The sequence below is a fragment of the Paraburkholderia sabiae genome (assembly GCF_030412785.1).
GTDB lineage: Bacteria > Pseudomonadota > Gammaproteobacteria > Burkholderiales > Burkholderiaceae > Paraburkholderia > Paraburkholderia sabiae.
Window position 1 is genome coordinate 5,412,196 of sequence record NZ_CP125295.1, and the last position, 23,918, is coordinate 5,436,113.

Sequence of the window (23,918 nt, forward strand, 5' to 3'; positions counted from 1 at the left end):
GGGAGGAAGCTCGAGGGGAGCCTCGGTGGTGACGCGTTCGGCTTCGCTCAATCGTGACGGCTCCGCGCGAGTCGCGACACCATATGCGTCGCCATGCCACGGAAACCGCCCTGCACGCCGCGCCACAGACGCGGCAGCGCCCAGCTTGCGAGCACGAGGAAGCCGACCAGCAGCACGAGGAACAGTACGGGAACGAACAGCGCGAGCAACAGGCCACCGAACACGAGCCCGTCCTCAGCCGACGACGTGACGACATTCGACACGGGTTCCGGCGACAGGTTGATCAGCGCGCGGGTGCCCGCCTTCGTCAGATGCGACGCGCCCGCGAGCGTGCCGCCTGCCAGCGCGGCGATCGTCATCATGGCGGGATCGGCGTGGCCGAGCGCGCCGACGGCCAGCACGGCGCCCGCCGGAATGCGGATGAAGGTATGGACGGCGTCCCACAGCGAATCGAACGCGGGGATTTTGTCGGCGAGAAATTCGGCGAGGGTCAGCACCGCCGCCGCACCGATGACCCATGGCGACTGCAGGACGGAGAGCGTATCGGGGAGATGGATGAAGCCGGCGCGTCCGAAGACACCCGCGAGCAGGACGGTCAGATAAAGCCGCAAGCCGCTGCCCCACGACAGGCCCGCCGCAAGCGAAAGAGGTTCAAGCATGGCCGCCTCCGAGGCGCGCGTCGCGTGCCGTCAGTTCCAGCGGCTCGTGCCAGGGACGGGAAGTGCCAGAGGCTCCGCCGTGCCGAAGCCGCCGGATCCGCGCATCAAGGCCGCGCGGAGCAATTTCAGGATGAGTTTGGTCTCATTATAGCTAGCTTCGCGGCGCGGGCGTTGGCGGCGGGTTTTGCGGCTTTTGGTCTGCGACGTTAGTCGCCAATCTGGGTTTTTGCTTTTTGCTGCGCTGGCATCCGCTTTTTGCTGCGCTGGCATCCGCGATTTCGTATCTGTACTTCACGCGTTGCCCCTGTGCGGGGCGGCACCTACTTTTCTTTGCAGCGGCAAAGAAAAGTAGGCAAAAGAAAGCCGCTTTTGTACCTCCGGTGCCGGCCAGGATACCGCCACGGCTCACGGTCTTTGAGCTGTCACGCAGTGACGCAAACACTCCGTAGAAAGCCCGCAGTCAGGCGCGCGCGGCGCGAAGCATGACATCCACCTGGAGCACATTCGGTCAGCACGTTTTTTTGCGTTTTCCCTCGGTTGATTGCGGCGGTATGTGCTCCAGACTGTGTGGGGCTTTCGCGCCGTGCGTGGTTGACTACGGGCTATCTACAGAGTGCGAACGTCGCTGCGCGATAGCTCAACTGCGGTACGCCGCAGCGCCATCCTGGCCGGCACCGGAGGTTTGAAGCGGCTTTCTTTTGCCTACTTTTCTTTGCCGCTGCAAAGAAAAGTAGGTGCCGCCCCGCACAGGGGCAACGCGTGAAGCACCGATACGAAATCGCGGACGCCAGCAAAGAAGAAAAGCGAAAAACGAGAATGGCGACTAGCGTCGCAGACAAAAAAAACCACTAATGCCCGGACGACAACTTAAGCCCAATCAACCCAACAACAATAAGCACCGCACTGCCAACACGCGCAATGGAAAGCGCTTCCCCCATGACCACGATGCCAAAAATAAAAGCACCGACGGCGCCGATGCCAGTCCACACGGCATAAGCAGTTCCGAGCGGCAACTGCCGCATCGCCATAGCGAGCAAAACAAAACTGCCGAGCGCCGTCACGACGGTGAACACCGACGGCCAGAACCGGGTGAAACCTTCGGAGGTTTTAAGACCAGCCGCCCACGCGACTTCCAGCAGACCGGCGATAAAGAGAAGAATCCAGGACATGAGACGAACTCCCATTGATGGATGGGGCCGTCCCCGTTGAAAGCGGATGCAGCAAGGTCGTCCTTGCCGCTGACAATCATATCAAAATGAGGCAGCCATAAGCACCACCACATACGCGAACCGATATAAAACAAAACGCGTCAAACAACCCCGACCAGCCTATAACCAACGCCCGTCTCGGTAACGATATGCTCGGGCTGCGCCGGATCCCGCTCCAGCTTTTGCCGCAAATGCGCCATGTAAATCCGCAGATAGTGATGGCTCTCGACATGCGACGGCCCCCACACGTCGCGCAGCAACTGACGATGCGTCAGCACTCGCCCCGCATGCCGCACAAGCGTCGCGAGCAGCCGATATTCGAGCGGCGTCAGATGCACGGGCTCGCCGTCGCGCGACACCTGCCGCAAGCCCAGATCGACGGTCACGCCGCCGAAATGCACCTGCGGCGTCTCGGCCGGACCGCCCTGATTGCGCCGCCGCAGATGCGCGCGTATCCGCGCCAGCAGTTCCGACACGCCGAAGGGTTTGGTCAGATAGTCGTCGGCGCCTGCGTCGAGCGCGGCAACCTTCTCGCTCTCCTGCGTGCGCGCCGACAGCACGATCACCGGCAACTCGCTCCAGCCGCGCAATTCGCGGATCACGTCGAGACCGTCCGTGTCGGGCAAACCGAGGTCGACGATCACGAGATCGGGCTTGCGCGTCGCCGCTTCGATCAGCCCCTGCTTGCCCGTCGGCGCGTCGTGCACGACGATGCCCTCGCCTTCCAGCGACGCCCGCACGAAGCGGCGGATCTGTTGTTCGTCTTCGATCAGTACGACGGTAATGCTCAGGTCGCTCATGAGTCAGTATGCGGATGCGTATCGGCTTGTTGTGGAAGGCGTTGCGCAGGTTCGGGCTCGCCCGCTGCGTCGTCGGAGACATCGGACACGTCGGGCACGGGCGGCGGCGTTTCGATCGGCAGCGTGAACCAGAAACGCGCGCCCTCGACGCGGCCATCGGCTGCAATGCGATTCGTCGCGCCGATTTTACCGCCATGCGCTTCGGCGATCGCGCGACAGATCGCGAGTCCGAGGCCGATGCCCGGCTTCGCCGACTCCTTCTCGCCGCGCGTGAACTTCTCGAAGATGCGGGCTTCCATGCCGGCCGGCAAGCCCGGTCCCGTATCGTCGACGGTCACACGCACAAACGGCTTGTCGTTCTCGTCGATACATTGCGCGCTGATCGTCAACGGCGTGTCGGGCGGCACGTACTTCGCGGCGTTCTCGAACAGGTTCGCGAAGAGCCGCTCCATCAGCACGGCATCGAGTTGCAGCAGCGGCAGATCGGCGGGCAGCGACACTTTCACCGGATGCCGCGCGAGCGTGCGCCGGCAGTCGCGCAACGCCGAACCGACCGTCTCTTCGAGCAGCGACCACTGACGGTTCAGCTTCAGGCTGCCCGCCTGCAGGCGCGCCATGTCGAGCAGATTCGTGACGATGCCCGTCATCCGCAGCGCTTCTTCGTGGATCGCGTCGACCAGTTCACCCTGTGCCTCGTTGTGCTTGTCGGTCTGCGCATCGCGCTGTGCGGCCAGCATCGACGAAAAACCGACGATCGCCGTGAGCGGCGTGCGCAGATCGTGCGAAATCGCCGACAGCAGCGAGTTGCGCAGCCGCTCCGACTCCATGCTGACAAGCGCATCGCGCGCGATATCGACGTAATGCACGCGTTCCAGCGCGAGCGCGATCTGCGCGGCGAACGCGTCGAGCATCCGCTGCTGTTCGGGCACATCGAGTTCGCGCTCGTCCTGCATCGCGACGGCGAGCACACCGCGCGTGCGCATCGGCGCGCGCAGCGGCAGATACAGCGCCTTTGCGGCGGGCAGCGTGTCCGTGCCGTGGCCCGCGGGCTTCTGCTGGTCGTAGACCCACTGGCCGACATCGACATCGAGCGACGCGCCGTCGAGCATGATGTTGGTGTCGGGATCGTCGATCTTCTGCTTCACCTGATCCGCGCTGTCGGGCAGCAGCACGGCGACGCGTGCGCGAAACACCTCGCTCACATGCCGGCTGCCGATGCCGACGATCTGCTCCGTCGTCAGCGCCGCCGCGAGTTCGCGCGCCATCGCGTACATCGCGCCCGTGCGCTGCTCGCGCCGCCGCGCGACACTCGCCTCGCGCCGCAGACTCGACGTCAGATGGCCGATCACAAGCGAAGTCAGCAGCATGCCCAGGAACGTCAGCAGATATTGCGTATCGCTCACAGAGAGTGACATGCGCGGCGGCACGAAAAAAAAGTCGAACGCGGCGACGGACAGGAACGACAGCATCACGCCAGGCCCGCGTCCCAACCTCACGGCCGTGAAGATCACGCCGAGCAGATACAGCATCACGAGATTCGCGAGATCGATCCGGTCGATCAGCTGACTCGCGATCAGCGTCACGCCCGCGCAGATCGCGACGGCCCACGCGTAGCTGCGCGGCGGCGAGCGCCGGTCGCGTGCAGCGATCAGCGCGTCGCGCCAGGCACGCCCTTCCTCGTCGGCGAGGCGCTCGCGCGTCGTGCCTCCCGTTTCGTCGCTGCTCGCGCGGATCAGCGTGAGATCGAGATCGCTCGCGCGTTCCGCGAGACGCTCGCCGAACGGACGACGCAGCCAGCGCACGAAGCCCGTCGCCGACGAGCCGCCCGCCACCAGCTTCGACACGTTGCGCACGCGCGCATAGCCGATCAACGTCGAGACGGCATCGGCGCCCGCGAGTGTTGCCGTTTCGGCGCCGAGTTCGGCGGCGAGCTTGAGCGCGTCGAGAGTACGTTCGCGGCGCGCGTCTGACAGACGCTGCAGCTTCGGCGTTTCGACATAGACGGCGATCCAGTCGGCCTTCAGGCTCGCCGCGAGGCGCGCGGCCGCGCGCACCAGCAGCGGCGCCTCAGGGCCGGGACCGACGCACACGAGCAGACGTTCGCGCGCCTGCCAGATGCGCTCGATCGAACGATCGGCGCGGTACTCGCGCATCTGCGCATCGACGCGATCCGCAGTGCGCCGCAGCGCCAGTTCGCGTAGCGCGATCAGATTGCCTTTGCGAAAGAAGTTGCGCACCGCGCGCTCGGCTTGCTGCGGCATGTAGACCTTGCCGTCGCGCATCCGGTCGAGCAGTTCTTCGGCGGGAAGATCGACGAGCGTCACTTCGTCGGCGCGATCGAACACACGGTCGGGCACCGTCTCCCACACGCGGATGCCCGTGATCTGACCGACCACGTCGTTGAGGCTTTCCAGGTGCTGGACGTTGACAGTCGTGTAGACGTCGATGCCTGCATCGAGGAGTTCGTAGACGTCCTGCCAGCGTTTGGCATGGCGGGCGCCCTGCACGTTCGAGTGTGCGAGTTCGTCGACGAGGATCAGTTGCGGTTTTCTTTCTAGCGCTTTGTCGAGGTCGAATTCGGCTAGCAGTCTGTTTCTGTATTCGATGCGCGCGAGCGGCAGGACTTCGAGGCCTTCGAGCAATGCCGCCGTTTCGCTGCGACCGTGGGTTTCCGCTATGCCGACGACGACGTCGATACCCTCTTCTTTACGGCGCTTTGCCGCTTGCAGCATTGCATAGGTCTTGCCGACGCCGGCCGATGCGCCAAAGAAAACTTTGAGCTTGCCGCGCTGGCGTTTTTCTTCTTCACGCTGGAGTTTGTCGAGGAGCTCGTCGGGGTCGGGGCGGGGCATGGTCGGTCGGGATGCACTTTCGTGCGGGTATGGTGACAGTTTTTTGTCTGCGACGCAGTCGCCATTCTGGTTTTTTGTTCTTGTTTTTGCTTTTGTCTGCGACGCAGTCGGTGTTTAGGTTTTCTTTGGCATCCGCGAATTCGTATCCGTGCTTCAGGCGTCGCCCCTGTGCGGGGCGGCACCTACTTTTCTTTGCAGCGGCAAAGAAAAGTAGGCAAAAGAAAGCCGCTTCAAACCTCCGGTGCCCCGCCAGGATAACGCCACGGCACACGGTCTTTGAGCTGTCGCGCAACAACGCAAACACTCCGTAGAAAGCCCGCAGTCAACCGTGCGCGGCGCGAAAGATGACATCCACTCGGGGCACATTCGGTCGGCTTGTTTTCGTGTGTTTGCCGTCGCTCTGATTACGGCGGTATGTGCTCCAGACTGTGTGAGGTTTTCGCGCTGTGCGCGGTTGACTGCGGGCTTTCTACAGAGTGCGGACGTCGCAGCGCGATAGTTCAACTACGGCATGCCGCGGCGCTGCCCTGGCGGGCACCGGAGGTACAAAAGCGGCTTTCTTTTGCCTACTTTTCTTTGCCGCTGCAAAGAAAAGTAGGTGCCGCCCCGCACAGGGGCAACGCATGAAGCACAGACATGAAAACGCGGATGCCAGCGACAGCAAAAACCAAAAACCAACCAGCGTCGCAGACATCAACAAACCTTAACCCCGCTGCGCATCATCAAGCGCAAGATTAAGCTCGAGCACATTGACCCGCGCCTCACCGAAGAGCCCAAACTGCCGACCACGCGTATAGCGATCAACAAGCGCAGCAACATCATTAACATTCATCTTCCGCGCAGCAGCAACGCGCTCAACCTGATAAGCCGCCGCAGCAGGCGAAATCTCCGGGTCCAACCCGCTCCCGGAGGAAGTAACAAGATCGACAGGAACGTCAACGCCCGAAGGCAAATGTCCAGCCGCCTGCAAGGCAGAAATACGTCCCTTCACCTCATCGGCAAGAGCAGGATTGATCGGCCCGAGATTCGACCCGCTCGAACCCTGCGCGTTGTACGGCATCGGCGACGTCGCCGACAGACGCCCCCAGAAGTACTGCGGCGCATCGAACTGCTGCCCGATCAGCCGCGAGCCGACAACCTTGCCGTCCTTTTCGATCAGACTGCCATTAACCTGATCGTGAAAAACAGCCTGACCGAAGGCCGTCATCACAGCGGGATACGCCAGCCCCGTCACAGCCGTCAGCACGGCAAATATCACGACCATCGGGCGAAAAAGCGATTTCATGATTCAGCTTCCTTGTTCTCTCATCCAAGCGCGCGCTGCGCTCACACCCAGCCGAACGCGGCCAGCACCATGTCGATCAGCTTGATCCCGATGAACGGCACGATGATGCCGCCCAAACCGTAGACCAGCAGATTGCGCCTCAACAAAATCGCCGCGCCAAGCGGCCGGTACTTCACGCCCTTCAGCGCCAACGGAATCAGCAGCACGATGATCAGCGCGTTGAAAATCACGGCCGACATGATCGCGGACGTCGGCGTCGCCAGATGCATCACGTTCAGCGCGTTCAACGCCGGATACGTCGTCGCGAACGCGGCCGGAATGATCGCGAAGTACTTGGCGACGTCGTTTGCAATCGAGAACGTCGTCAGCGAGCCGCGCGTCATCAGCATCTGCTTGCCGATCTCGACGATCTCGATCAGCTTGGTCGGATTCGAATCGAGATCGACCATGTTGCCCGCTTCCTTCGCGGCCTGCGTGCCCGTGTTCATCGCGACAGCAACGTCGGCCTGCGCGAGCGCGGGGGCATCGTTGGTGCCGTCGCCCGTCATCGCGACCAGCTTCCCTTCCGACTGATGCGCGCGGATCGTCGCGAGCTTCGTCTCCGGCGTGGCTTCGGCGAGGAAATCGTCGACGCCCGCTTCAGCCGCAATCGCCGCCGCCGTCAGACGGTTGTCGCCCGTCACCATCACGGTCTTGATGCCCATCTTGCGCAGTTCGGCAAAGCGCTCCTTGATGCCGCCCTTCACCACGTCCTTCAGTTCGATCACGCCGAGCACGCGCGCCGCGCCTTCCGTCTTCTCTGCGACGACGAGCGGCGTGCTGCCGCGACGCGCGACTTCCGCGACGGCCATCGACAGTTCTGCGGGGAAACGGCCGCCGTGCGCTTCGACGTAATGCTTCACGGCATCCGCCGCGCCTTTGCGGATCTCACGGCCCGGCAGATCGACGCCACTCATGCGCGTCTGCGCGCTGAACGCAAGAAACACAGGATGCAACGCAGCCATGTCGCGCTGACGGATGTTGAAGCGCTGCTTAGCGAGCACGACGATGCTGCGGCCTTCCGGCGTTTCGTCCGACAGCGACGACAGTTGCGCGGCATCGGCGAGCGCTTCTTCCGCGACGCCCGAAGCCGGAATGAACTGCGACGCCTGGCGATTGCCGAGCGTGATCGTGCCCGTCTTGTCGAGCAGCAACACGTCGACGTCGCCCGCCGCTTCGACTGCGCGGCCCGACGTGGCGATCACGTTCGCCTGCATCATGCGGCTCATGCCTGCGACGCCGATCGCGGACAACAAGCCGCCGATCGTCGTCGGAATCAGGCACACGAGCAGCGCGACGAGCGCGGTGATCGTCACCACGTGACCCTCCTTTGCGGCTTCGACGGAGAACATCGAGAACGGCAGCAGCGTCGCCGTGGCGAGCAGCAGCACGATGGTCAGCGCGACGAGCAGAATGGTCAGCGCGATTTCGTTCGGCGTCTTCTGACGCTTCGCGCCTTCGACCATCGCGATCATGCGGTCGAGGAACGCTTCACCGGGGTTCGCCGTCACCTTCACGACGATCCAGTCGGACAGCACGCGCGTGCCGCCCGTCACCGACGAAAAGTCGCCGCCCGACTCGCGGATCACAGGCGCGGATTCACCCGTAATCGCCGACTCGTCGACGGACGCGACACCTTCGATCACTTCGCCGTCGGCGGGAATCACGTCGCCCGTTTCGACGAGCACGACGTCGCCTTTACGAAGATCCGAGGCCGTCATGATGCGGATGGGCGACTTCGGATGCGGCTCGTTGAGCTTCTTCGCCATCACGTCTTTCTTTGCGCTGCGCAGCGATGCCGCCTGCGCTTTCGAGCGCCCTTCCGCGAGCGCTTCGGCAAAGTTCGCGAACAGCACCGTGAACCACAGCCACAGCGTGACCGCGAGAATGAAGCCCGCGGGCGCCTCGGCCTGGCCCATCAGCGCGGCGATCCAGAGGATCGTCGTCAGGATGCTGCCGACGTACACGCAGAACATCACCGGATTGCGGAACTGCGTGTGCGGTTTGAGTTTCTTGAACGAGTCCACGATCGCCGGGCGCACGAGCGCCGGATCGAACATGGACCGGGTGGCGGAATGGTCAGTCATTTCTTCCTCTAATTGCTTCGCCGTTTTTATGTCGCGTGGCGTATCAATGGCCCGCGATCATCATCAGATGTTCGACGCCAGGACCGAGCGCAAGCGCAGGTACGTACGTCAACGCGCCGACCAGCAGCACCGTGCCGAGCAGCAGCACGACGAACAGCGGACCATGCGTCGGCAGCGTGCCGCCCGTCACCGCGATGCGCTTCTTCGCGGCCAGCGAACCGGCAATCGCGAGCACCGGGACGATCGTGCCGAAGCGGCCGAACCACATCGCAATCGCCGTCAGCCAGTTGTAGAACGGTGTGCTCACCGTCAGGCCCGCGAACGCGCTGCCGTTGTTGTTCGCCGCCGAGCTGAACGCGTAGAGAATCTCCGAGAAACCGTGCGCGCCGGGGTTCAGGATGCCTGCCTTGCCCGCATCGGTGAGCACGGCGATCGACGTCGCGACGAGCACCAGCAGCGGCGTCAGCAACACGACGATCGACACCATCTTCATCTCGTACGCTTCGATCTTCTTGCCGACGTATTCAGGCGTGCGGCCGATCATCAGGCCCGCGACGAACACGGCGAGCATCGCGAACACGAGCATCCCGTAGAGACCCGAACCCACGCCGCCGAAGATCACTTCGCCGAGTTGCATCAGCAGCATCGGCACGAGGCCGCCGAGCGGCGTCAGCGAGTCATGCGTGTTGGCCACGGCGCCGCACGAAGCCGCCGTCGTCGCGACCGTGAAGATGCCCGACTGCGCGATGCCGAAGCGCGTTTCCTTGCCTTCCATGTTGCCGCCCGCCTGCAACGCGCTCGCAGTCTGATCGACATGCAGCGACGTGAAGAGCGGATTGCCGCTTTGCTCCGCGCCGATTTCGCCCGCGATGCACACGGCGAACGCGATCGTCATCACGGCGAGCACCGCGACACCTTGCCGGCGATCGCCGATCATGCGGCCGAACACGAGACACAACGCGGCCGGGATGATCAGAATCGAGAAGATCTGCACGAAGTTCGAGAACGGCGTCGGGTTCTCGTACGGATGCGCGGAGTTGCCGTTGAAGAAGCCGCCGCCGTTCGTGCCGAGCATCTTGATCGCTTCCTGCGAAGCGACGGGGCCCATCGCGATCGTCTGCGTTTTCACGGGCGTATCGACCATCACGGGGTTGCCCTTCGCGTCCTTCACGGCGTTGCCCTGCGCATCCGTTTTCGGCGCGGAGTACGTCGTGGTCTGCAGCGTCGGCACGTCCTGATAGGCCTTGAAGTTCTGGATCACGCCCTGGCTCATCAGCAGCGCGGCGATGATCGCCGCCATCGGCAGCAGCACGTAGAGCGTCACGCGCGTGATGTCGACCCAGAAGTTGCCGATGGTCTGCGCCGTGTGGCGCGCGAAGCCGCGCACCAGCGCGATCACGACGACGATGCCCGTCGCCGCCGACAGGAAGTTCTGCACCGTGAGGCCGAGCATCTGCGTCAGATAGCTGACGGCCTGTTCGCCCGAATAGTCCTGCCAGTTCGTGTTGGTGACGAAGCTGACGGCCGTGTTGAATGCGCCGTCGACGGTCATCGCGGCGAACTGCTGCGGATTGGCGGGCAATCCGCCCTGCACGCGCAGCAGCACGTAGAGAAACACGACGCCGAGCAGATTGAACGCGAGCGTGGCGATCGCGTAGTGCTTCCAGCTCATTTCGTGCGAAGGATCGACGCCTGCGAGACGGTACAGCAGACGCTCGATGGGACCGCCCAGTTTGACGACGCGCGAGCTGCCGTCCATCACGCGCGACAGATAGCGCGAGACGGGAATGGCAGCCGCGAGCAGCACGACGATGAAGAGCGCCGGCTGCAGGACATTGTTGAAGTTCATTCAATGTCCTCCGCGCGCAGCAGCGCATAGACGAGATAAGCGAACAGCAGCGCGGTGGCCGCCCCCGAGAGCCAGAGGATCCAGTTCATGAGCGCGCTCCCTGACCACGGCCGACGCGCGTCAACTTCTCGCACCCGGCGATCAATCCAAAGGTCAGCGCAGCGAATAGCGCGATGCCCCCGACGTACAGCACATCCATTTCATGTTCTCCATTTGTTGGGCGATGGATGTCCGGAACGTTATGCCGATCGGCGTAAAGGGCTGGTCAAAGATTTGTTGATGGGTGTAAAAAACGCGTAAACGGAAAAGGCCGCTTCACGTCGCGCGTGAAGCGGCCTTTTTATGAAGGCTGGCAGGCGTTACGGCAACAAAACCGTCGACCCCGTCGTCTTCCGTGCTTCCAGATCCGCATGCGCCTTGCCGACGTCAGCGAGCGCATAGCGCTGGTTGATGCTCGTCTTCACCTTGCCCGTCGCGATCACGTCGAACAGATCCGCCGCCATCGCGTCGTAGTCGCTACGCTTGCCCATGTACGTAAACAGCGTCGGCCGCGTGAAGAACAGCGAACCGCGCCCGGCGAACTCGGACGAATCGATCGGCGGCAGCGGGCCCGACGCATTGCCGAAGCTCACGAACATACCGAGCGGCGCGAGGCAATCGAGCGAAGCCGTAAACGTATCCTTGCCGATCGAGTCGTACACGACGGGCACGCCCGCGCCGTTCGTGATTTCGCGAACGCGCTTCGTGAAGTTTTCGCGCGTGTAGACAATCGGATAGTCGCAGCCGTGCGCCTGCGCAATCTCCGCCTTCTCGTCGGAACCGACCGTGCCGATCACCGTCGCGCCCAGCGCCTTCGCCCACTGGCACGCGAGCAGGCCGACGCCGCCCGCGGCCGCCTGGATCAGGATCGTGTCGCCCGGCTTCACGGGATACGTGCGACGCAGCAGATATTGCGCCGTCAGCCCTTGCAGCATGACGGAAGCCGCTTCTTCATAGCCGATCGCGTCGGGCAGCTTCACGACCTGCGCGGCGGGCAGCACGCGCTCCTGCGCGTAGGCGCCCGGCGGCCGCGCGACATACGCGACGCGGTCGCCCGTCTTCAAGTCCGTCACGTCGGGACCGACTGCGACCACCTCGCCCGCCGCTTCCATGCCGAGACCGCCCGGCAGCGGCAGCGGATAGAGCCCAGTACGGAAATACACATCGATATAGTTCAGACCGACCGCATGCTGTTTGATGCGGATCTCGCCATTGCCTGGCTCGCCCACCTCGACGTCGACCCACTTCATCACTTCGGGGCCGCCTGTCCTGTCGAATCGAATTGCCTTGGTCATGTTGTCTCCAGATTCGTTTGCGCCGCGTGGCGCGCATTGAGTGAATGGAAGCGGACGACGCCGTCAGACCTGCTGCGACAGACGCAGCGTCAGCACATCGAGGATCATCCGCGCCGTCGAGATGTTCGTCGCGCACGGCACGTTGTGGACGTCGCACGCGCGCACGAGCGCGTTGATGTCAGGTTCATGCGGCTGCGGCGTCATCGGGTCGCGCAGGAAAATCACCATGTCGACGCGGCCTTCCGCCAGTTGCGCGCCGATCTGCAGGTCGCCGCCGTGCGGGCCCGACAGCATCCGCTCGACCTTCAGCCCGTGCGCATCGCTGATACGGCCGCCCGTCGTGCCCGTCGCGAGCAGTTCGCAGCGCGCGAGCGTATCCGCGTACTCGCCCGCCAGTTTGACGATGTCGTCCTTCTTGTGATCGTGCGCGATCAGCGCGACGCGTGTTGTCATGTCGTTGTTCCTCTGGGTTGTCGTTGTCGCTTTCGTTTTGACGTTTTGATGTTCGTGGCGTCGCGAAGCGCCGTGCGTCAATACGTGCCCGGATAAGCGCCGCCGTCGATCAGCCAGTTCTGCCCCGTGATATAGCCGGCGTGCACGCTGCACAGGAAGGCGCAGGCGCGGCCGAACTCGTCGGGCGTACCGAAGCGGCGCGCGGGAATCGTCGCCATGCGCTGCTTGCGCGCATCATCGACCGAAATGTTCTGCGATTTCGCCGCGGCATCGAAGGTCACGGCGATGCGGTCCGTATCGAAGATGCCCGGCAGCAGGTTGTTGATCGTCACGCCATCGGGCGCGACCTTGCGCGCGACGCCCGCGACGAAGCCCGTCAGCCCCGAGCGCGCGCCGTTCGACAGGCCGAGCACGTCGATGGGCGCTTTCACCGACGAACTCGTGATGTTCACCACGCGCCCGAAGCCGCGCGCGATCATCCCGTCGATCGTCGCGCGGATCAGTTCGATGGGCGTGAGCATGTTCGCTTCGAGCGCGCGGATCCAGTCGTCGTGCGTGAAGTTGCGGAAGTCGCCGGGCGGCGGACCGCCCGCGTTGTTGACGAGGATATCCGGCTGCGGGCAGACGGCGAGCGCCGCCGTACGGCCTTCGGGCGTGGTGATATCGCAGGCCACGGCCTTCACGTCGACGCCCGTTTTCGCGCGGATCGCCGACGCCGTCGCTTCGAGCGTCTCGGCCGTTCGCGCGACGATCGTCACATTCACGCCTTCGGCCGCCAGCGCCTCGGCGCAGCCGCGCCCCAGTCCCTTGCTTGCCGCGCAGACCAGCGCGGTTTTTCCTGCGATGCCCAGATCCATGTGTTTTGTCCTGTCGTGATGCGCGCAAGCATTCGCGCGTGGTCGGTCAACTGTCCCCTGATTCTAGAAGAATCGACGCGGCGCTGCCTGACCCTGCTGCAATACCTTTCATCAGCGGCCGCCCCTTCCGGTAAACTTGCGGTCACGGCACAGCCGTTCGCTGCCGCCCGTTACCTTACGGGCCGCGCGGACGCCGTGCGAGACCATCATCAGCCAGCACAACTTCGCCGCGAGGCGCCTCGTCATGACTCAGGACAGCCGTTTTCCCAATCTTTTCATCCTCGATCACCCGCTGATCCAGCACAAGCTGTCGCACATGCGCGACCGCGACACGTCCACGCGGACGTTCCGTGAGCTGCTGCGCGAGATCACGCTGCTGATGGGCTACGAAATCACCCGCAATCTACCGATGACGACGCGTCGCGTGAGCACGCCGCTCGTCGATATCGATGCGCCCGTGATCGCCGGCAAGAAGCTCGCGATCGTGCCCGTGCTGCGCGCGGGCATCGGCATGTCGGATGGATTGCTCGAGCTGATTCCGTCGGCGCGCGTCGGCCATATCGGCGTGTATCGCGACGACGATCATCGGCCTGTCGAGTATCTCGTGCGTCTGCCCGATCTCGAGGACCGGATTTTCATTCTGTGCGATCCGATGGTCGCGACGGGCTATTCGGCCGTGCATGCGATCGACGTGCTCAAGCGTCGCGGTGTCGCCGGCGAGAATATTTCGTTCCTCGCGCTGGTGGCGGCGCCTGAGGGTGTGCAGGTGTTCCAGGATGCGCATCCTGATGTGAAGCTTTATGTGGCTTCGCTCGATACCCGGCTCAATGAGCATGCTTACATTATTCCTGGGCTTGGGGATGCGGGGGATCGGTTGTTCGGGACCAAGAATTAGCCTTCGCGGGGGCCTGGTTTTTTTGCTGGTTCGCTGGCATCCGCTTTGTCATGTCGGTTTGCTAGCGTTGCCCCTGTGCGGGGCAGCACCTACTTTTCTTTGCAGCGGCAAAGAAAGTAGGCAAAAGAAAGCCGCTCACACCGCCAGTGCTTGTGATTGCCTGCGGGCCCCCTACGGGTCCCGCACCTCACGTGGCAGCGCGTCAATCGATGCTCGTTGCCAGCGCCTTTAAACAGGCGCATCACCCACTTCAATCACTCGTAGCGCAGACAGCGGCGTCGAACCGTCCGCGCCGCCCAGGTGGCAAACGGTGTGCAGGTTGCCGCGCCTGACGCGTTGGCGCTTCTACGACACCGATCCCGCTTTTCAGTCCGGAGTGGTGCACTTGTGTCGCGACCGCCTACACACAGTTTGCCACCTGGGCGGCCGTGGACTGCCTGGTAACGCGGTAAGTGACGCGGGCGTGCGAAGCGGGTGATGCGTGCAGTTAGCACGCTGGCAACGGGCACGAAAAAGTGTGTTGCCGCCCGAAGGACGGGGATGTTGAGAGCCCCTGGGGCAAACACAAGAATTGGCGGTGTGAGCGGCTTTCTTTTGCCTACTTTTCTTTGCCGCTGCAAAGAAAAGTAGGTGCCGCCCCGCACAGGGGCGACGCTAGCAAACCGATACGACAACGCGGATGCCAGCGCAGCCAAAAAACCGAACCACATCCCGAAACACCAAAAAACCGAACCACGCCGCCAAGGCGCCCCACCCTGCCATGATAAAATTGCGGTCTGCCATGAACCAAGGCAGTTCACCCTTCCCCGGCCGCAGGCCAAGACTGTCACTAGCGGCGACGCTCGCGCGGCAACTATCCCGCAGCGCCGGAACTCCCGGCGCACATCGCCGAAGCGACACAAAAACGCACAGGGTGCGACCAGACTGACGACATTTGCACACTGCGCGCGCCCCGCTGGCGCGCGCCACGGAGAAAGGTATGGCGGGTCATTCGAAATGGGCCAACATCAAGCATAAGAAAGCAGCGGCCGATGCCAAGAAGGGCAAGGTCTGGACGCGGCTCATCAAGGAAATCCAGGTCGCGGCCCGCATGGGCGGCGGCGAAATCGACTCGAACCCGCGTCTGCGGCTCGCTGTCGACAAGGCGTATGACGCCAACATGCCGAAGGACAACATCAACCGCGCGATCCAGCGCGGCGTCGGCGGCGTCGACGGCGCGAACTACGAGGAAATCCGCTACGAAGGCTATGGCATCGGCGGCGCGGCCGTCATCGTCGATACGATGACGGACAACCGCACGCGCACCGTCGCGGAAGTGCGCCACGCGTTCTCGAAGTTCGGCGGCAATATGGGCACGGACGGCTCGGTGTCGTTCATGTTCGATCACGTTGGCCAGTTCCTGTTCGCACCCGGCACGCCCGAAGACAAGCTGATGGAAGCCGCACTCGAAGCAGGCGCCGACGACGTCGTCACGAACGAAGACGGCAGCATCGAAGTGATCTGCCCGCCGAACGATTTCCCGAAGGTCAAGGCCGCGCTCGAAGCTGCAAGCTTCAAGGCGGAACTCGCCGAAGTGACGATGAAGCCCCAGACGGAAGTCGAATTCACGGGCGACGACGCCGTCAAGATGCAAAAGCTGCTCGACGCGCTGGAAAATCTGGACGACGTGCAAGAGGTCTATACGAACGCGGCCATCGCCGACGAGTGAGGCCCGGAGTGAGCGCTCCGCCCGGGTCGACGTTTTCCGCGTACCCGGGCCGTCGCAGCGCTCCTCCCGCTCACCGCGCGGGCGTTTCGTATGAATGTCCGCACGCCGTTGAGCGCGACTATTGAGCGCCGCCGTTGATCGAGTATCCGGCGACGTATTTCGCGGCCTTTTCCGCCACAACGCCCTGCTTTGTGGCCTGCGTCACAGGCAACCCGTTCGCGTTGTGCGAAGGTAGAGATGGACATCCACGGCTTGCGCCGATGCGCGGGCCGTTCACGGTTTTTAGTATTCGGGGAATCACATGAAGTTACTCGTCGTCGGTTCCGGCGGTCGCGAACATGCGCTCGCGTGGAAACTCGCGCAGTCGCCGCGCGTGCAGCTCGTCTATGTCGCGCCGGGCAACGGCGGCACCGCGCAGGACGACCGTCTGCGCAACATCGACATCACCGATCCGAACGCACTCGCCGACTTCGTCGAGAAAGAACAGATCGCGTTCACGCTGGTCGGCCCGGAACAGCCGCTGGCGGCGGGCATCGTCAATATTTTCCGCGCACGCGGCATGAAGATTTTTGGGCCGTCGAAGGAAGCGGCGCAGCTCGAAAGCTCGAAGGACTTTGCGAAGGCGTTCATGAAGCGCCACGCCATTCCCACGGCCGAGTACGAGACTTTCTCCGACGTCGCAGCAGCACACGCGTACATCGATGCAAAAGGCGCGCCCATCGTCATCAAGGCGGACGGCCTCGCAGCCGGCAAGGGCGTGGTCGTCGCGCTGACGCTCGAAGAAGCGCACCACGCCGTCGACATGATGCTGTCGGACAACAAGCTCGGCGATGCCGGCGCGCGCGTCGTGATCGAAGAGTTCCTGGCGGGCGAAGAAGCCAGCTTCATCGTGATGGTCGACGGCAAGAACGTGCTGGCGCTGGCATCGAGCCAGGATCACAAGCGTCTGCTCGACGGCGATCAGGGCCCGAACACGGGCGGCATGGGCGCCTACTCGCCCGCACCTATCGTCACGCCGCAGTTGCACGCACGCGTAATGCGCGAAATCATCCTGCCGACGGTGCGCGGCATGGAGAAAGAAGGCATCCGCTTCACAGGCTTCCTGTACGCCGGTCTGATGATCGACGCGCAAGGCAACCCGAAGACGCTCGAATTCAATTGCCGGATGGGTGACCCCGAAACGCAGCCGATCATGGCTCGCCTGAAGGGCGATTTCTCGAAGGTCGTCGAGCAGGCGATCGCGGGCACGCTGGACACGGTTGAACTGGAATGGGACCGCCGCACCGCGCTCGGCGTGGTGCTGGCCGCGCACAACTATCCCGAAGCGCCGCGCAAGGGCGATTTCATCAGCGGCATTCCGCCCGAAACAGCCGACGCCGTCACGTTCCACGCGGGCACGACGCTCGCGGATGGCAAGCTGACGACGTCGGGCGGACGCGTGCTGTGCGTCGTCGGCCTGGCGGATTCGGTGCGCAGCGCGCAGTCGGTCGCTTACGAGGCGATCAACCACATTTCGTTCGACGGCATGCAGTATCGCCGCGATATCGGTTATCGCGCGGCCAATCGCAAGCACGGCTAAACCGGCCACTTTCTGCGCGAAAGCGCTTCCCGGCGCGGCATCCGGGGCAGTCTGCCCGGATGCACGACACCGCCCTTCGGGGCCATATGGCCGCGCCGGCGCTACACTTGGGTCTGTCGGCAGATGTTTGCCGCAATGGGTGAAACCCGGCTGAGCAGCGCCGGCAATTGCCAGAACGTGTGCCGCGAACGGCGCATAGCGCCCAAACCGTCCCGTTGAGTCTCGACCGCGCCAGTGTTTCCCGCCTGCCGCGCCCCACATACCATGACCGATTCGATTCACGACGCTCACGACACCCAGACCGTCCGCACCTGGATGCAAGGCTTGCAGACGCGGATCGCCGACGCGCTCGGTGCATTCGACGGCACGCCGCTCGCCACCGACAGCTGGCAGCGCAAGCCCGGCGAGAAGCTGCGCGGCGGCGGCTGCACGCGCATTCTGGAAGATGGTGCATTCTTCGAGCGCGCGGGCATCGGCTTCTCGGACGTGCAAGGCGACGCGCTGCCCGGCTCGGCGAGCGCGCTGCGTCCGCAACTGGCGGGGCGCGGGTTCGAAGCGATGGGCGTGTCGCTGGTGCTGCATCCGCGCAACCCGTACTGCCCGACCGTGCACATGAACGTGCGCCTCCTCGTCGCCACGAAAGCGGGCGAAGCGCCCGTGTTCTGGTTCGGTGGCGGCATGGATCTGACGCCCTATTACGGCTTCGAGGAAGACGCGCAGCATTTCCACCGCGTCTGCCGCGACGCGCTGCAACCGTACGGTGACGACCTCTATCCGCGCTTCAAGCGCTGGTGTGACGACTACTTCTTCCTGAAGCATCGGAACGAACCGCGCGGCATCGGCGGGATTTTCTTCGACGATTTCGCCGAGCCCGGCTTCGATAAATCGTTCGCGATGGTCAAGAGCGTCGGCGATTCGTTCCTGGATGCGTATCTGCCCATCATCGAAAAACGCCGCGACATGCCGTACGGCGAAGCCCAGCGTGACTTTCAGGCTTACCGGCGAGGCCGCTACGTCGAATTCAACCTCGTCTTCGACCGTGGCACACTGTTCGGGCTGCAAAGCGGCGGGCGCACGGAATCGATCCTGATGTCGATGCCGCCCGTCGTGAACTGGCGCTACAACTGGCAGCCCGAGCCGGGCACGCCGGAAGCGCGCCTGTACAGCGACTTTCTCGTGCAGCGCGAGTGGGTCTGACGCGCTGCGCCGCGCCAACTCCGCTCTCATCGACAGGCAAAGGAACCGCAACTGAATCCGACCGTTCAATCCGCCGCTGTGAAACAGGCATTGCGCCGCCGTATCGGCATACTCGGCGGCACGTTCGACCCGATCCACGACGGTCATCTCGCGCTCGCGCGGCGTTTCGCCGATGCGCTCGCTCTGACCGAACTCGTGCTGATGCCGGCCGGCCAGCCGTGGCAGAAAGCGGATGTATCGGCGGCCACGCACCGGCTCGCGATGGCCCGCGCCGCCGCTGCGTCGCTGACGCTGCCAGGAGTGACGGTCAGCGTCGCCACGGATGAAATCGAGCACGACGGCCCCACGTACACTGTCGAAACGCTGCGGCGCTGGCGCGAACGCGAAGGTGCGGACGTGTCGATCTCGCTGCTGATCGGCGCGGACCAACTGGTTCGGCTCGGTACCTGGCGCGACTGGCAGCAACTGTTCGACTACGCGCATGTCGCCGCGGCAACGCGTCCGGGCTTCGACGTGTCGGCCGTGCCGCCCGTCGTCGCGGCGACGATCGCGCAACGCGCGGCTGACGCCGACACGCTGCAGGCAACGCCGGCCGGGCATCTGCTGATCGATACGTCGCTCGCATTCGATGTGTCGGCCACCGATATTCGCGCGCATCTGCGCACGTCGCTCGAAAACGCGGCAGCGTCGGGCAACGGTCAAGCTGCACAGAATCATGTCCCCACGGCCGTGTGGGACTATATTGTTCAACATCATCTGTACCATCGGTAATCATGGATATACGCAAGCTGCAACGTGCCATCGTCGACGCACTCGAAGACGTCAAGGCGCAAGACATCCGGGTGTTCAACACCAGCCACCTCACTGAACTGTTCGACCGCGTAGTCGTCGCGAGCGGCACGTCGAACCGCCAGACCAAGGCGCTCGCCTCCAGCGTGCGCGAGAAGGTCAAGGAAGCAGGCGGCGACATCGTCAGCACGGAAGGCGAAGACATCGGCGAATGGGTTCTGGTGGATTGCGGCGACGCCGTCGTGCACATCCTGCAACCGGCGCTGCGCCAGTACTACAACCTCGAAGAGATCTGGGGCGACAAGCCGGTTCGCGTGAAGCTGTCGACGCCGAACCCGTTCGGCGGCGCCCGTCCGTCCGAGCCGCTCGACGACGAAGACGAGGAAGAAGAAGCCCCCGTCGCACGTCCGGCGCGCAAGGCACCGGCTCGCCGCCGCTCGTGATCGCTTTCATGATCGGGCCGACGTCCGGTCGATCCGTTGTCAGTGTTTCCGACGCGGCGCGAGGCTGACGATGAAACTGCATATCCTCGCGGTCGGCCACAAGATGCCGGACTGGATCGCCACGGGCTTCGATGAATACGCGAAGCGCATGCCGCCCGAGCTGCGCATCGAACTGCGTGAAATCAAGCCCGAACAACGGTCGTCGGGCCGTTCCGCCGAAAGCGTGATGGCCGCCGAGCGGCAGAAGATCGAAGCGGCGTTGCCGAAGAACGCGCGCATCGTCGCGCTCGACGAACGCGGCAAGGACTGGACCACGATGCAGCTCGCGAACGCGCTGCCCACGTGGCAACAGGACGGACGCGACGTCGCGTTTCTGATTGGCGGCGCCGATGGACTGGACCCCGATCTGAAAGCGCGTGCCGACATGCTGCTGCGCGTGTCGAGCCTCACGTTGCCGCACGCGATGGTCCGCGTACTGCTTGCCGAACAGCTGTATCGCGCGTGGACCATCACGCAGAACCATCCGTATCATCGGGTCTGAACTCCGTCTGAACTTTCGGATATCTTCAGGTCCCGCGTCCTTGCGTACAACCTGGCCGAACGGCCAGGGTGCGCACCGCTTTCCCCGTCTGTTACGCTCAACACCTGTCGTCGGCTTCATCTTCTGAGGCCGGGCCGCCCTACTTCGCTGGTGATCCATTCATGTCGATTCAGAGTGCCGCTTTTCCGTTCGTCTATCTCGCTTCGCAGAGCCCGCGCCGTCAGGAACTGTTGACGCAGCTGGGCGTGCGCTTCGAACTGCTGTTACCGCGTCCCGATGAAGACGCCGAAGCGCTCGAAGCCGAACTGCCCGGCGAGCGTGCGCACGACTACGTGATGCGCGTGTGCGTCGCGAAGGCCCATGCGGCGCGCGAGCGGCTCGTTGCAGGCGGTCACGCGAATGCGCCCGTTCTGGTTGCCGATACAACCGTCACGATCGACGATGCGATCCTCGGCAAGCCGATCGATGCCGACGACGCCGTCGCGATGCTCACGCGTCTTGCCGGCCGCGATCACGAAGTGCTGACAGCCGTGGCCGTCGTCGATGCACAAGGCGAATTGCTCGCGCCTGTGCTATCGGTTTCACGCGTACGTTTTGCTGCAGCGCAAAGCGATGTGCTGCGTCGTTATGCAGCAAGCGGCGAGCCGCTCGGAAAGGCAGGGGCGTATGGCATTCAGGGGCGCGCGGCGGAGTTCATCGAGCATATCGACGGGTCCTATTCAGGTATCATGGGTTTGCCATTGTTTGAAACCGCTGCCCTTCTACGTGCGGCGCGCATCGACTTCTAAAACAACACCATGAACGAAGAAATCCTGATTAACGTTACGCCGCAGGAGACGCGCGTAGCGTTGGTCCAGCAGGGCGCGGTACAGGAGCTTCACGTCGAACGCACGCTGTCGCGCGGGCGGGTCGGCAATGTCTACCTCGGCAAGGTCGTGCGCGTGCTGCCGGGCATGCAGTCCGCGTTCATCGATATCGGTCTGGAACGTGCTGCGTTTCTGCACGTTGCCGACATCTGGCATCCGCGGCTCGCGGGCGAACCGCAGCAGCAGGTGCCGCATCAGCCCATCGAGAAAATCGTCTTCGAAGGGCAATCCTTGATGGTGCAGGTCGTCAAGGATCCCATCGGCACGAAGGGCGCGCGTCTGTCGACGCAGGTGAGCATTGCCGGGCGCACGCTCGTCTATCTGCCGCAGGAACCGCATATCGGCATTTCGCAGAAGATCGAAAGCGAGGCCGAGCGCGAAGCCGTGCGCGCGCGGCTCACGTCGGTGTTGCCTGTCGACGAGAAAGGCGGCTACATCGTGCGCACCATCGCCGAAGACGCGACGAGCGAAGAACTGGCCGCCGACGTCGCGTATCTGCGCAAAACATGGGCGACGATACTCTCGCAGGCCCAACGCATGCCGCCGACGAGCCTGCTCTATCAGGATCTGAACCTTGCGCAGCGCGTGCTGCGCGACTTCGTCAACGACGAGACCACGCGCATCCAGGTCGATTCGCGCGAGACGTTCCAGATGCTCACGGAGTTCGCCGCCGAGTTCACGCCCGCTGTGTCGTCGAAGCTGCATCACTACACGGGCGAGCGTCCCCTTTTCGATCTGTACAACATCGAGACGGAAATCCAGCGTGCGCTATCGCGGCGCGTCGATCTGAAGTCGGGCGGCTATCTGGTGATCGACCAGACGGAAGCGATGACGACCATCGACGTGAACACGGGCGGCTATGTCGGCGCGCGCAATTTCGACGATACGATCTTCAAGACCAATCTCGAAGCAGCGCATACGATCGCGCGGCAATTGCGGCTGCGCAATCTGGGCGGCGTGATCATCATCGACTTCATCGACATGGAGAACGCTGAGCATCGCGATCAGGTGCTTGGCGAATTGAAGAAAGCCCTGGCGCGCGACCGGACGCGTGTGACGGTCAACGGGTTCTCGCAACTGGGGCTCGTCGAGATGACGAGAAAGCGCACGCGCGAGTCGCTCGCGCATGTGCTGTGCGAGCCCTGCCCGGTTTGTCAGGGCAAGGGTCAGGTGAAGACGGCGCGGACCGTCTGCTATGACGTGCTGCGCGAAATTCTCCGAGAGTCGCGTCAGTTCAATCCGCGCGAGTTTCGCGTAGTCGCTTCGCAGCAGGTCATCGATCTGTTTCTGGAGGAAGAATCCCAGCATCTGGCCATGCTGATCGATTTCATCGGCAAGCCGGTGTCCTTGCAGGTCGAGTCGAATTTGAGCCAGGAGCAATACGATATCGTTCTGATGTAACCGCATCGCCTCAACCTTCGGGCACATCGCTTGCTTTATTGCAGGCGATACCGCACGCGGGAGGCGACATGCGCTCCGAACAATACGACTACAACGACGATCCGACATCTCTACCAAGCCCTTGCTACGACGGGCTTTACAGCCAGGCCGTCCGTGAAAAGGACACCCGACGCAAACGCACGGCAGCCGGCATGCTGACCTTCGGCATCGCCTGGTTATTCGGTCTCGAAGCGCTGCTTTCCGAGGATGAAAACTGATCCGACGATGCAACCTGCATCGGCGCGCGATACGAATTTTCAATCGCTTCCGTGTAGAGGTTACAGAGATCGATCGCGCACGGCATGCGACATGAGAGACGCCGCACGGCCCGTTATGGGCGAGACGCCCTCTTCCGGCAAATCAACTAGACTTTCCGTATGCAGTTGCAATAGACGGAGGCTGCCATGGCTGAATCAATGGTGGGCATCGTGGTCGGCATCGTCGTGCTGGCGGTGATCGTGACGCTGTTGTCGCATCAATTAAAGCGCGAGCATCACTATCGCGAAGGGATGTCGGGGCGCTTCGACGGGCATCGCTGGTGGGAACGCCTGCGGCATCGTCACTGAGTCCCGTCGGCCGGATATTCGCGCGAGTCCTTTGCGACGAACATCGGGCCGATCCGCATACTATCCATTCACACTCACCCGCGCCGCTCTGAGCGGCGCACGACACGCGGCAAGCGTCAGCCCCGCCCGTCATCTTCAGGCCGCTCGACGCGCCGCCCCGCACGGAGGCGATCATGCCCGACGAAGCCGCAACCCTGAGCTGGCAACAAGTCGACTATGAAGGCTTCGAGATCCACGTCGCGCCGTCGCTGAAAGAAGGCACCGCGCGCTACACGTATATCGGCTACGTCTGTCATCCCGGCGCCAATCCCAAACTGCCCGGCCACACGGTTCCGTTTCACGCGGACGGCGAGGAATCGTTCAAGACGCTCGACGATGCTAGCGACGAAGCCGTGCACGTCGGCAAGGCGATCGTCGAAGGCACGCATCCCGATTTGTCGGTGTTGTCGCTGGTGACGAGCGGCGTTTGAA

25 protein-coding genes are annotated in these 23,918 nt (G+C 63.3%); 12 read left to right on the forward strand and 13 right to left on the reverse strand.

What is annotated here, in order from left to right; genetic code table 11:
• Positions 1-47: 47 nt before the first annotated feature.
• The 13 genes from QEN71_RS24325 to QEN71_RS24385 form a co-directional block, all read right to left on the reverse strand.
• A complete protein-coding gene (locus tag QEN71_RS24325) occupies positions 48-659 on the reverse strand; it encodes a DUF4126 domain-containing protein (RefSeq protein WP_201654139.1) in 612 nt (203 codons plus the stop codon).
• 30 nt (positions 660-689) lie between these two features.
• Complete coding sequence (locus QEN71_RS24330) at positions 690-929, reverse strand: hypothetical protein (RefSeq protein WP_201654136.1); 240 nt, start codon at positions 927-929, stop codon at positions 690-692.
• A 578-nt stretch (positions 930-1,507) separates the two neighbouring features.
• On the reverse strand, positions 1,508-1,828 hold the full coding sequence (gene sugE, locus QEN71_RS24335) for a quaternary ammonium compound efflux SMR transporter SugE (RefSeq protein ID WP_201654133.1): 321 nt from the start codon (positions 1,826-1,828) through the stop codon (positions 1,508-1,510).
• Between the two features lie 140 nt (positions 1,829-1,968).
• Positions 1,969-2,667 carry a two-component system response regulator KdpE gene (gene kdpE / locus QEN71_RS24340; RefSeq protein WP_201654130.1) on the reverse strand — a complete coding sequence of 233 codons (699 nt, stop codon included), beginning with the start codon at positions 2,665-2,667 and terminating at the stop codon, positions 1,969-1,971.
• Positions 2,664-5,519 carry a DUF4118 domain-containing protein gene (locus QEN71_RS24345; RefSeq protein WP_201654127.1) on the reverse strand — a complete coding sequence of 952 codons (2,856 nt, stop codon included), beginning with the start codon at positions 5,517-5,519 and terminating at the stop codon, positions 2,664-2,666. The genes kdpE and QEN71_RS24345 overlap by 4 nt, the downstream gene beginning before the upstream one ends.
• 703 nt (positions 5,520-6,222) lie before the next feature.
• Positions 6,223-6,804 (reverse strand): potassium-transporting ATPase subunit KdpC, encoded by a 582-nt coding sequence (gene kdpC / locus QEN71_RS24350; RefSeq protein ID WP_201654124.1) that lies wholly within the window; start codon positions 6,802-6,804, stop codon positions 6,223-6,225.
• Positions 6,805-6,845: 41 nt separating this feature from the next.
• Complete coding sequence (gene kdpB, locus QEN71_RS24355; RefSeq protein WP_201654122.1) at positions 6,846-8,930, reverse strand: potassium-transporting ATPase subunit KdpB; 2,085 nt, start codon at positions 8,928-8,930, stop codon at positions 6,846-6,848.
• Between the two features lie 43 nt (positions 8,931-8,973).
• Positions 8,974-10,779, reverse strand: a complete 1,806-nt coding sequence (gene kdpA, locus QEN71_RS24360; RefSeq protein ID WP_201654119.1) for a potassium-transporting ATPase subunit KdpA — start codon at positions 10,777-10,779, stop codon at positions 8,974-8,976.
• On the reverse strand, positions 10,776-10,868 hold the full coding sequence (gene kdpF, locus QEN71_RS24365) for a K(+)-transporting ATPase subunit F (RefSeq protein ID WP_007583461.1): 93 nt from the start codon (positions 10,866-10,868) through the stop codon (positions 10,776-10,778). Before kdpF ends, kdpA begins: the two co-directional genes overlap by 4 nt.
• Entirely contained in the window at positions 10,865-10,978 is a 114-nt protein-coding gene (locus tag QEN71_RS24370) for a potassium ABC transporter ATPase (protein ID WP_223960729.1), read from the reverse strand. Before QEN71_RS24370 ends, kdpF begins: the two co-directional genes overlap by 4 nt.
• 160 nt (positions 10,979-11,138) lie before the next feature.
• Complete coding sequence (locus QEN71_RS24375; RefSeq protein ID WP_201654116.1) at positions 11,139-12,113, reverse strand: quinone oxidoreductase family protein; 975 nt, start codon at positions 12,111-12,113, stop codon at positions 11,139-11,141.
• A gap of 63 nt (positions 12,114-12,176) precedes the next feature.
• Complete coding sequence (locus tag QEN71_RS24380) at positions 12,177-12,566, reverse strand: methylglyoxal synthase (RefSeq protein ID WP_201654113.1); 390 nt, start codon at positions 12,564-12,566, stop codon at positions 12,177-12,179.
• 77 nt (positions 12,567-12,643) lie between these two features.
• Entirely contained in the window at positions 12,644-13,423 is a 780-nt protein-coding gene (locus QEN71_RS24385; RefSeq protein WP_201654110.1) for an SDR family oxidoreductase, read from the reverse strand.
• Positions 13,424-13,667: 244 nt separating this feature from the next.
• Here QEN71_RS24385 and upp point away from each other — a divergent pair, with 244 nt between their 5' ends.
• The 12 genes from upp (at position 13,668) to QEN71_RS24445 (ending at position 23,917) form a co-directional block, all read left to right on the forward strand.
• Positions 13,668-14,318 carry a uracil phosphoribosyltransferase gene (gene upp / locus QEN71_RS24390; RefSeq protein WP_028365561.1) on the forward strand — a complete coding sequence of 217 codons (651 nt, stop codon included), beginning with the start codon at positions 13,668-13,670 and terminating at the stop codon, positions 14,316-14,318.
• Positions 14,319-15,297: 979 nt separating this feature from the next.
• Positions 15,298-16,026: a YebC/PmpR family DNA-binding transcriptional regulator gene (locus QEN71_RS24395; protein ID WP_201654107.1), complete on the forward strand. Its 729-nt coding sequence runs from the start codon at positions 15,298-15,300 to the stop codon at positions 16,024-16,026.
• 301 nt (positions 16,027-16,327) lie between these two features.
• Entirely contained in the window at positions 16,328-17,605 is a 1,278-nt protein-coding gene (gene purD / locus QEN71_RS24400) for a phosphoribosylamine--glycine ligase (protein WP_201654104.1), read from the forward strand.
• 264 nt (positions 17,606-17,869) lie between these two features.
• Positions 17,870-18,802, forward strand: a complete 933-nt coding sequence (hemF, locus tag QEN71_RS24405; RefSeq protein ID WP_201654101.1) for an oxygen-dependent coproporphyrinogen oxidase — start codon at positions 17,870-17,872, stop codon at positions 18,800-18,802.
• Positions 18,803-18,853: 51 nt separating this feature from the next.
• Entirely contained in the window at positions 18,854-19,573 is a 720-nt protein-coding gene (locus tag QEN71_RS24410; RefSeq protein ID WP_201654335.1) for a nicotinate-nucleotide adenylyltransferase, read from the forward strand.
• 2 nt (positions 19,574-19,575) lie between these two features.
• A complete protein-coding gene (rsfS, locus tag QEN71_RS24415; protein ID WP_201654098.1) occupies positions 19,576-20,034 on the forward strand; it encodes a ribosome silencing factor in 459 nt (152 codons plus the stop codon).
• A gap of 70 nt (positions 20,035-20,104) precedes the next feature.
• The gene (rlmH, locus tag QEN71_RS24420) at positions 20,105-20,575 is read left to right on the forward strand and encodes a 23S rRNA (pseudouridine(1915)-N(3))-methyltransferase RlmH (protein WP_042327538.1); all 471 of its coding nucleotides are present in this window, start codon (positions 20,105-20,107) and stop codon (positions 20,573-20,575) included.
• Positions 20,576-20,736: 161 nt separating this feature from the next.
• Positions 20,737-21,363, forward strand: a complete 627-nt coding sequence (locus QEN71_RS24425; RefSeq protein ID WP_201654095.1) for a Maf family protein — start codon at positions 20,737-20,739, stop codon at positions 21,361-21,363.
• Between the two features lie 9 nt (positions 21,364-21,372).
• On the forward strand, positions 21,373-22,842 hold the full coding sequence (rng, locus tag QEN71_RS24430; RefSeq protein WP_201654092.1) for a ribonuclease G: 1,470 nt from the start codon (positions 21,373-21,375) through the stop codon (positions 22,840-22,842).
• Positions 22,843-22,910: 68 nt separating this feature from the next.
• On the forward strand, positions 22,911-23,099 hold the full coding sequence (locus QEN71_RS24435) for a hypothetical protein (protein ID WP_201654089.1): 189 nt from the start codon (positions 22,911-22,913) through the stop codon (positions 23,097-23,099).
• Between the two features lie 186 nt (positions 23,100-23,285).
• On the forward strand, positions 23,286-23,447 hold the full coding sequence (locus QEN71_RS24440; protein ID WP_201654086.1) for a hypothetical protein: 162 nt from the start codon (positions 23,286-23,288) through the stop codon (positions 23,445-23,447).
• Positions 23,448-23,620: 173 nt separating this feature from the next.
• Positions 23,621-23,917: a hypothetical protein gene (locus QEN71_RS24445; protein WP_201654083.1), complete on the forward strand. Its 297-nt coding sequence runs from the start codon at positions 23,621-23,623 to the stop codon at positions 23,915-23,917.
• Position 23,918 lies beyond the last annotated feature (1 nt).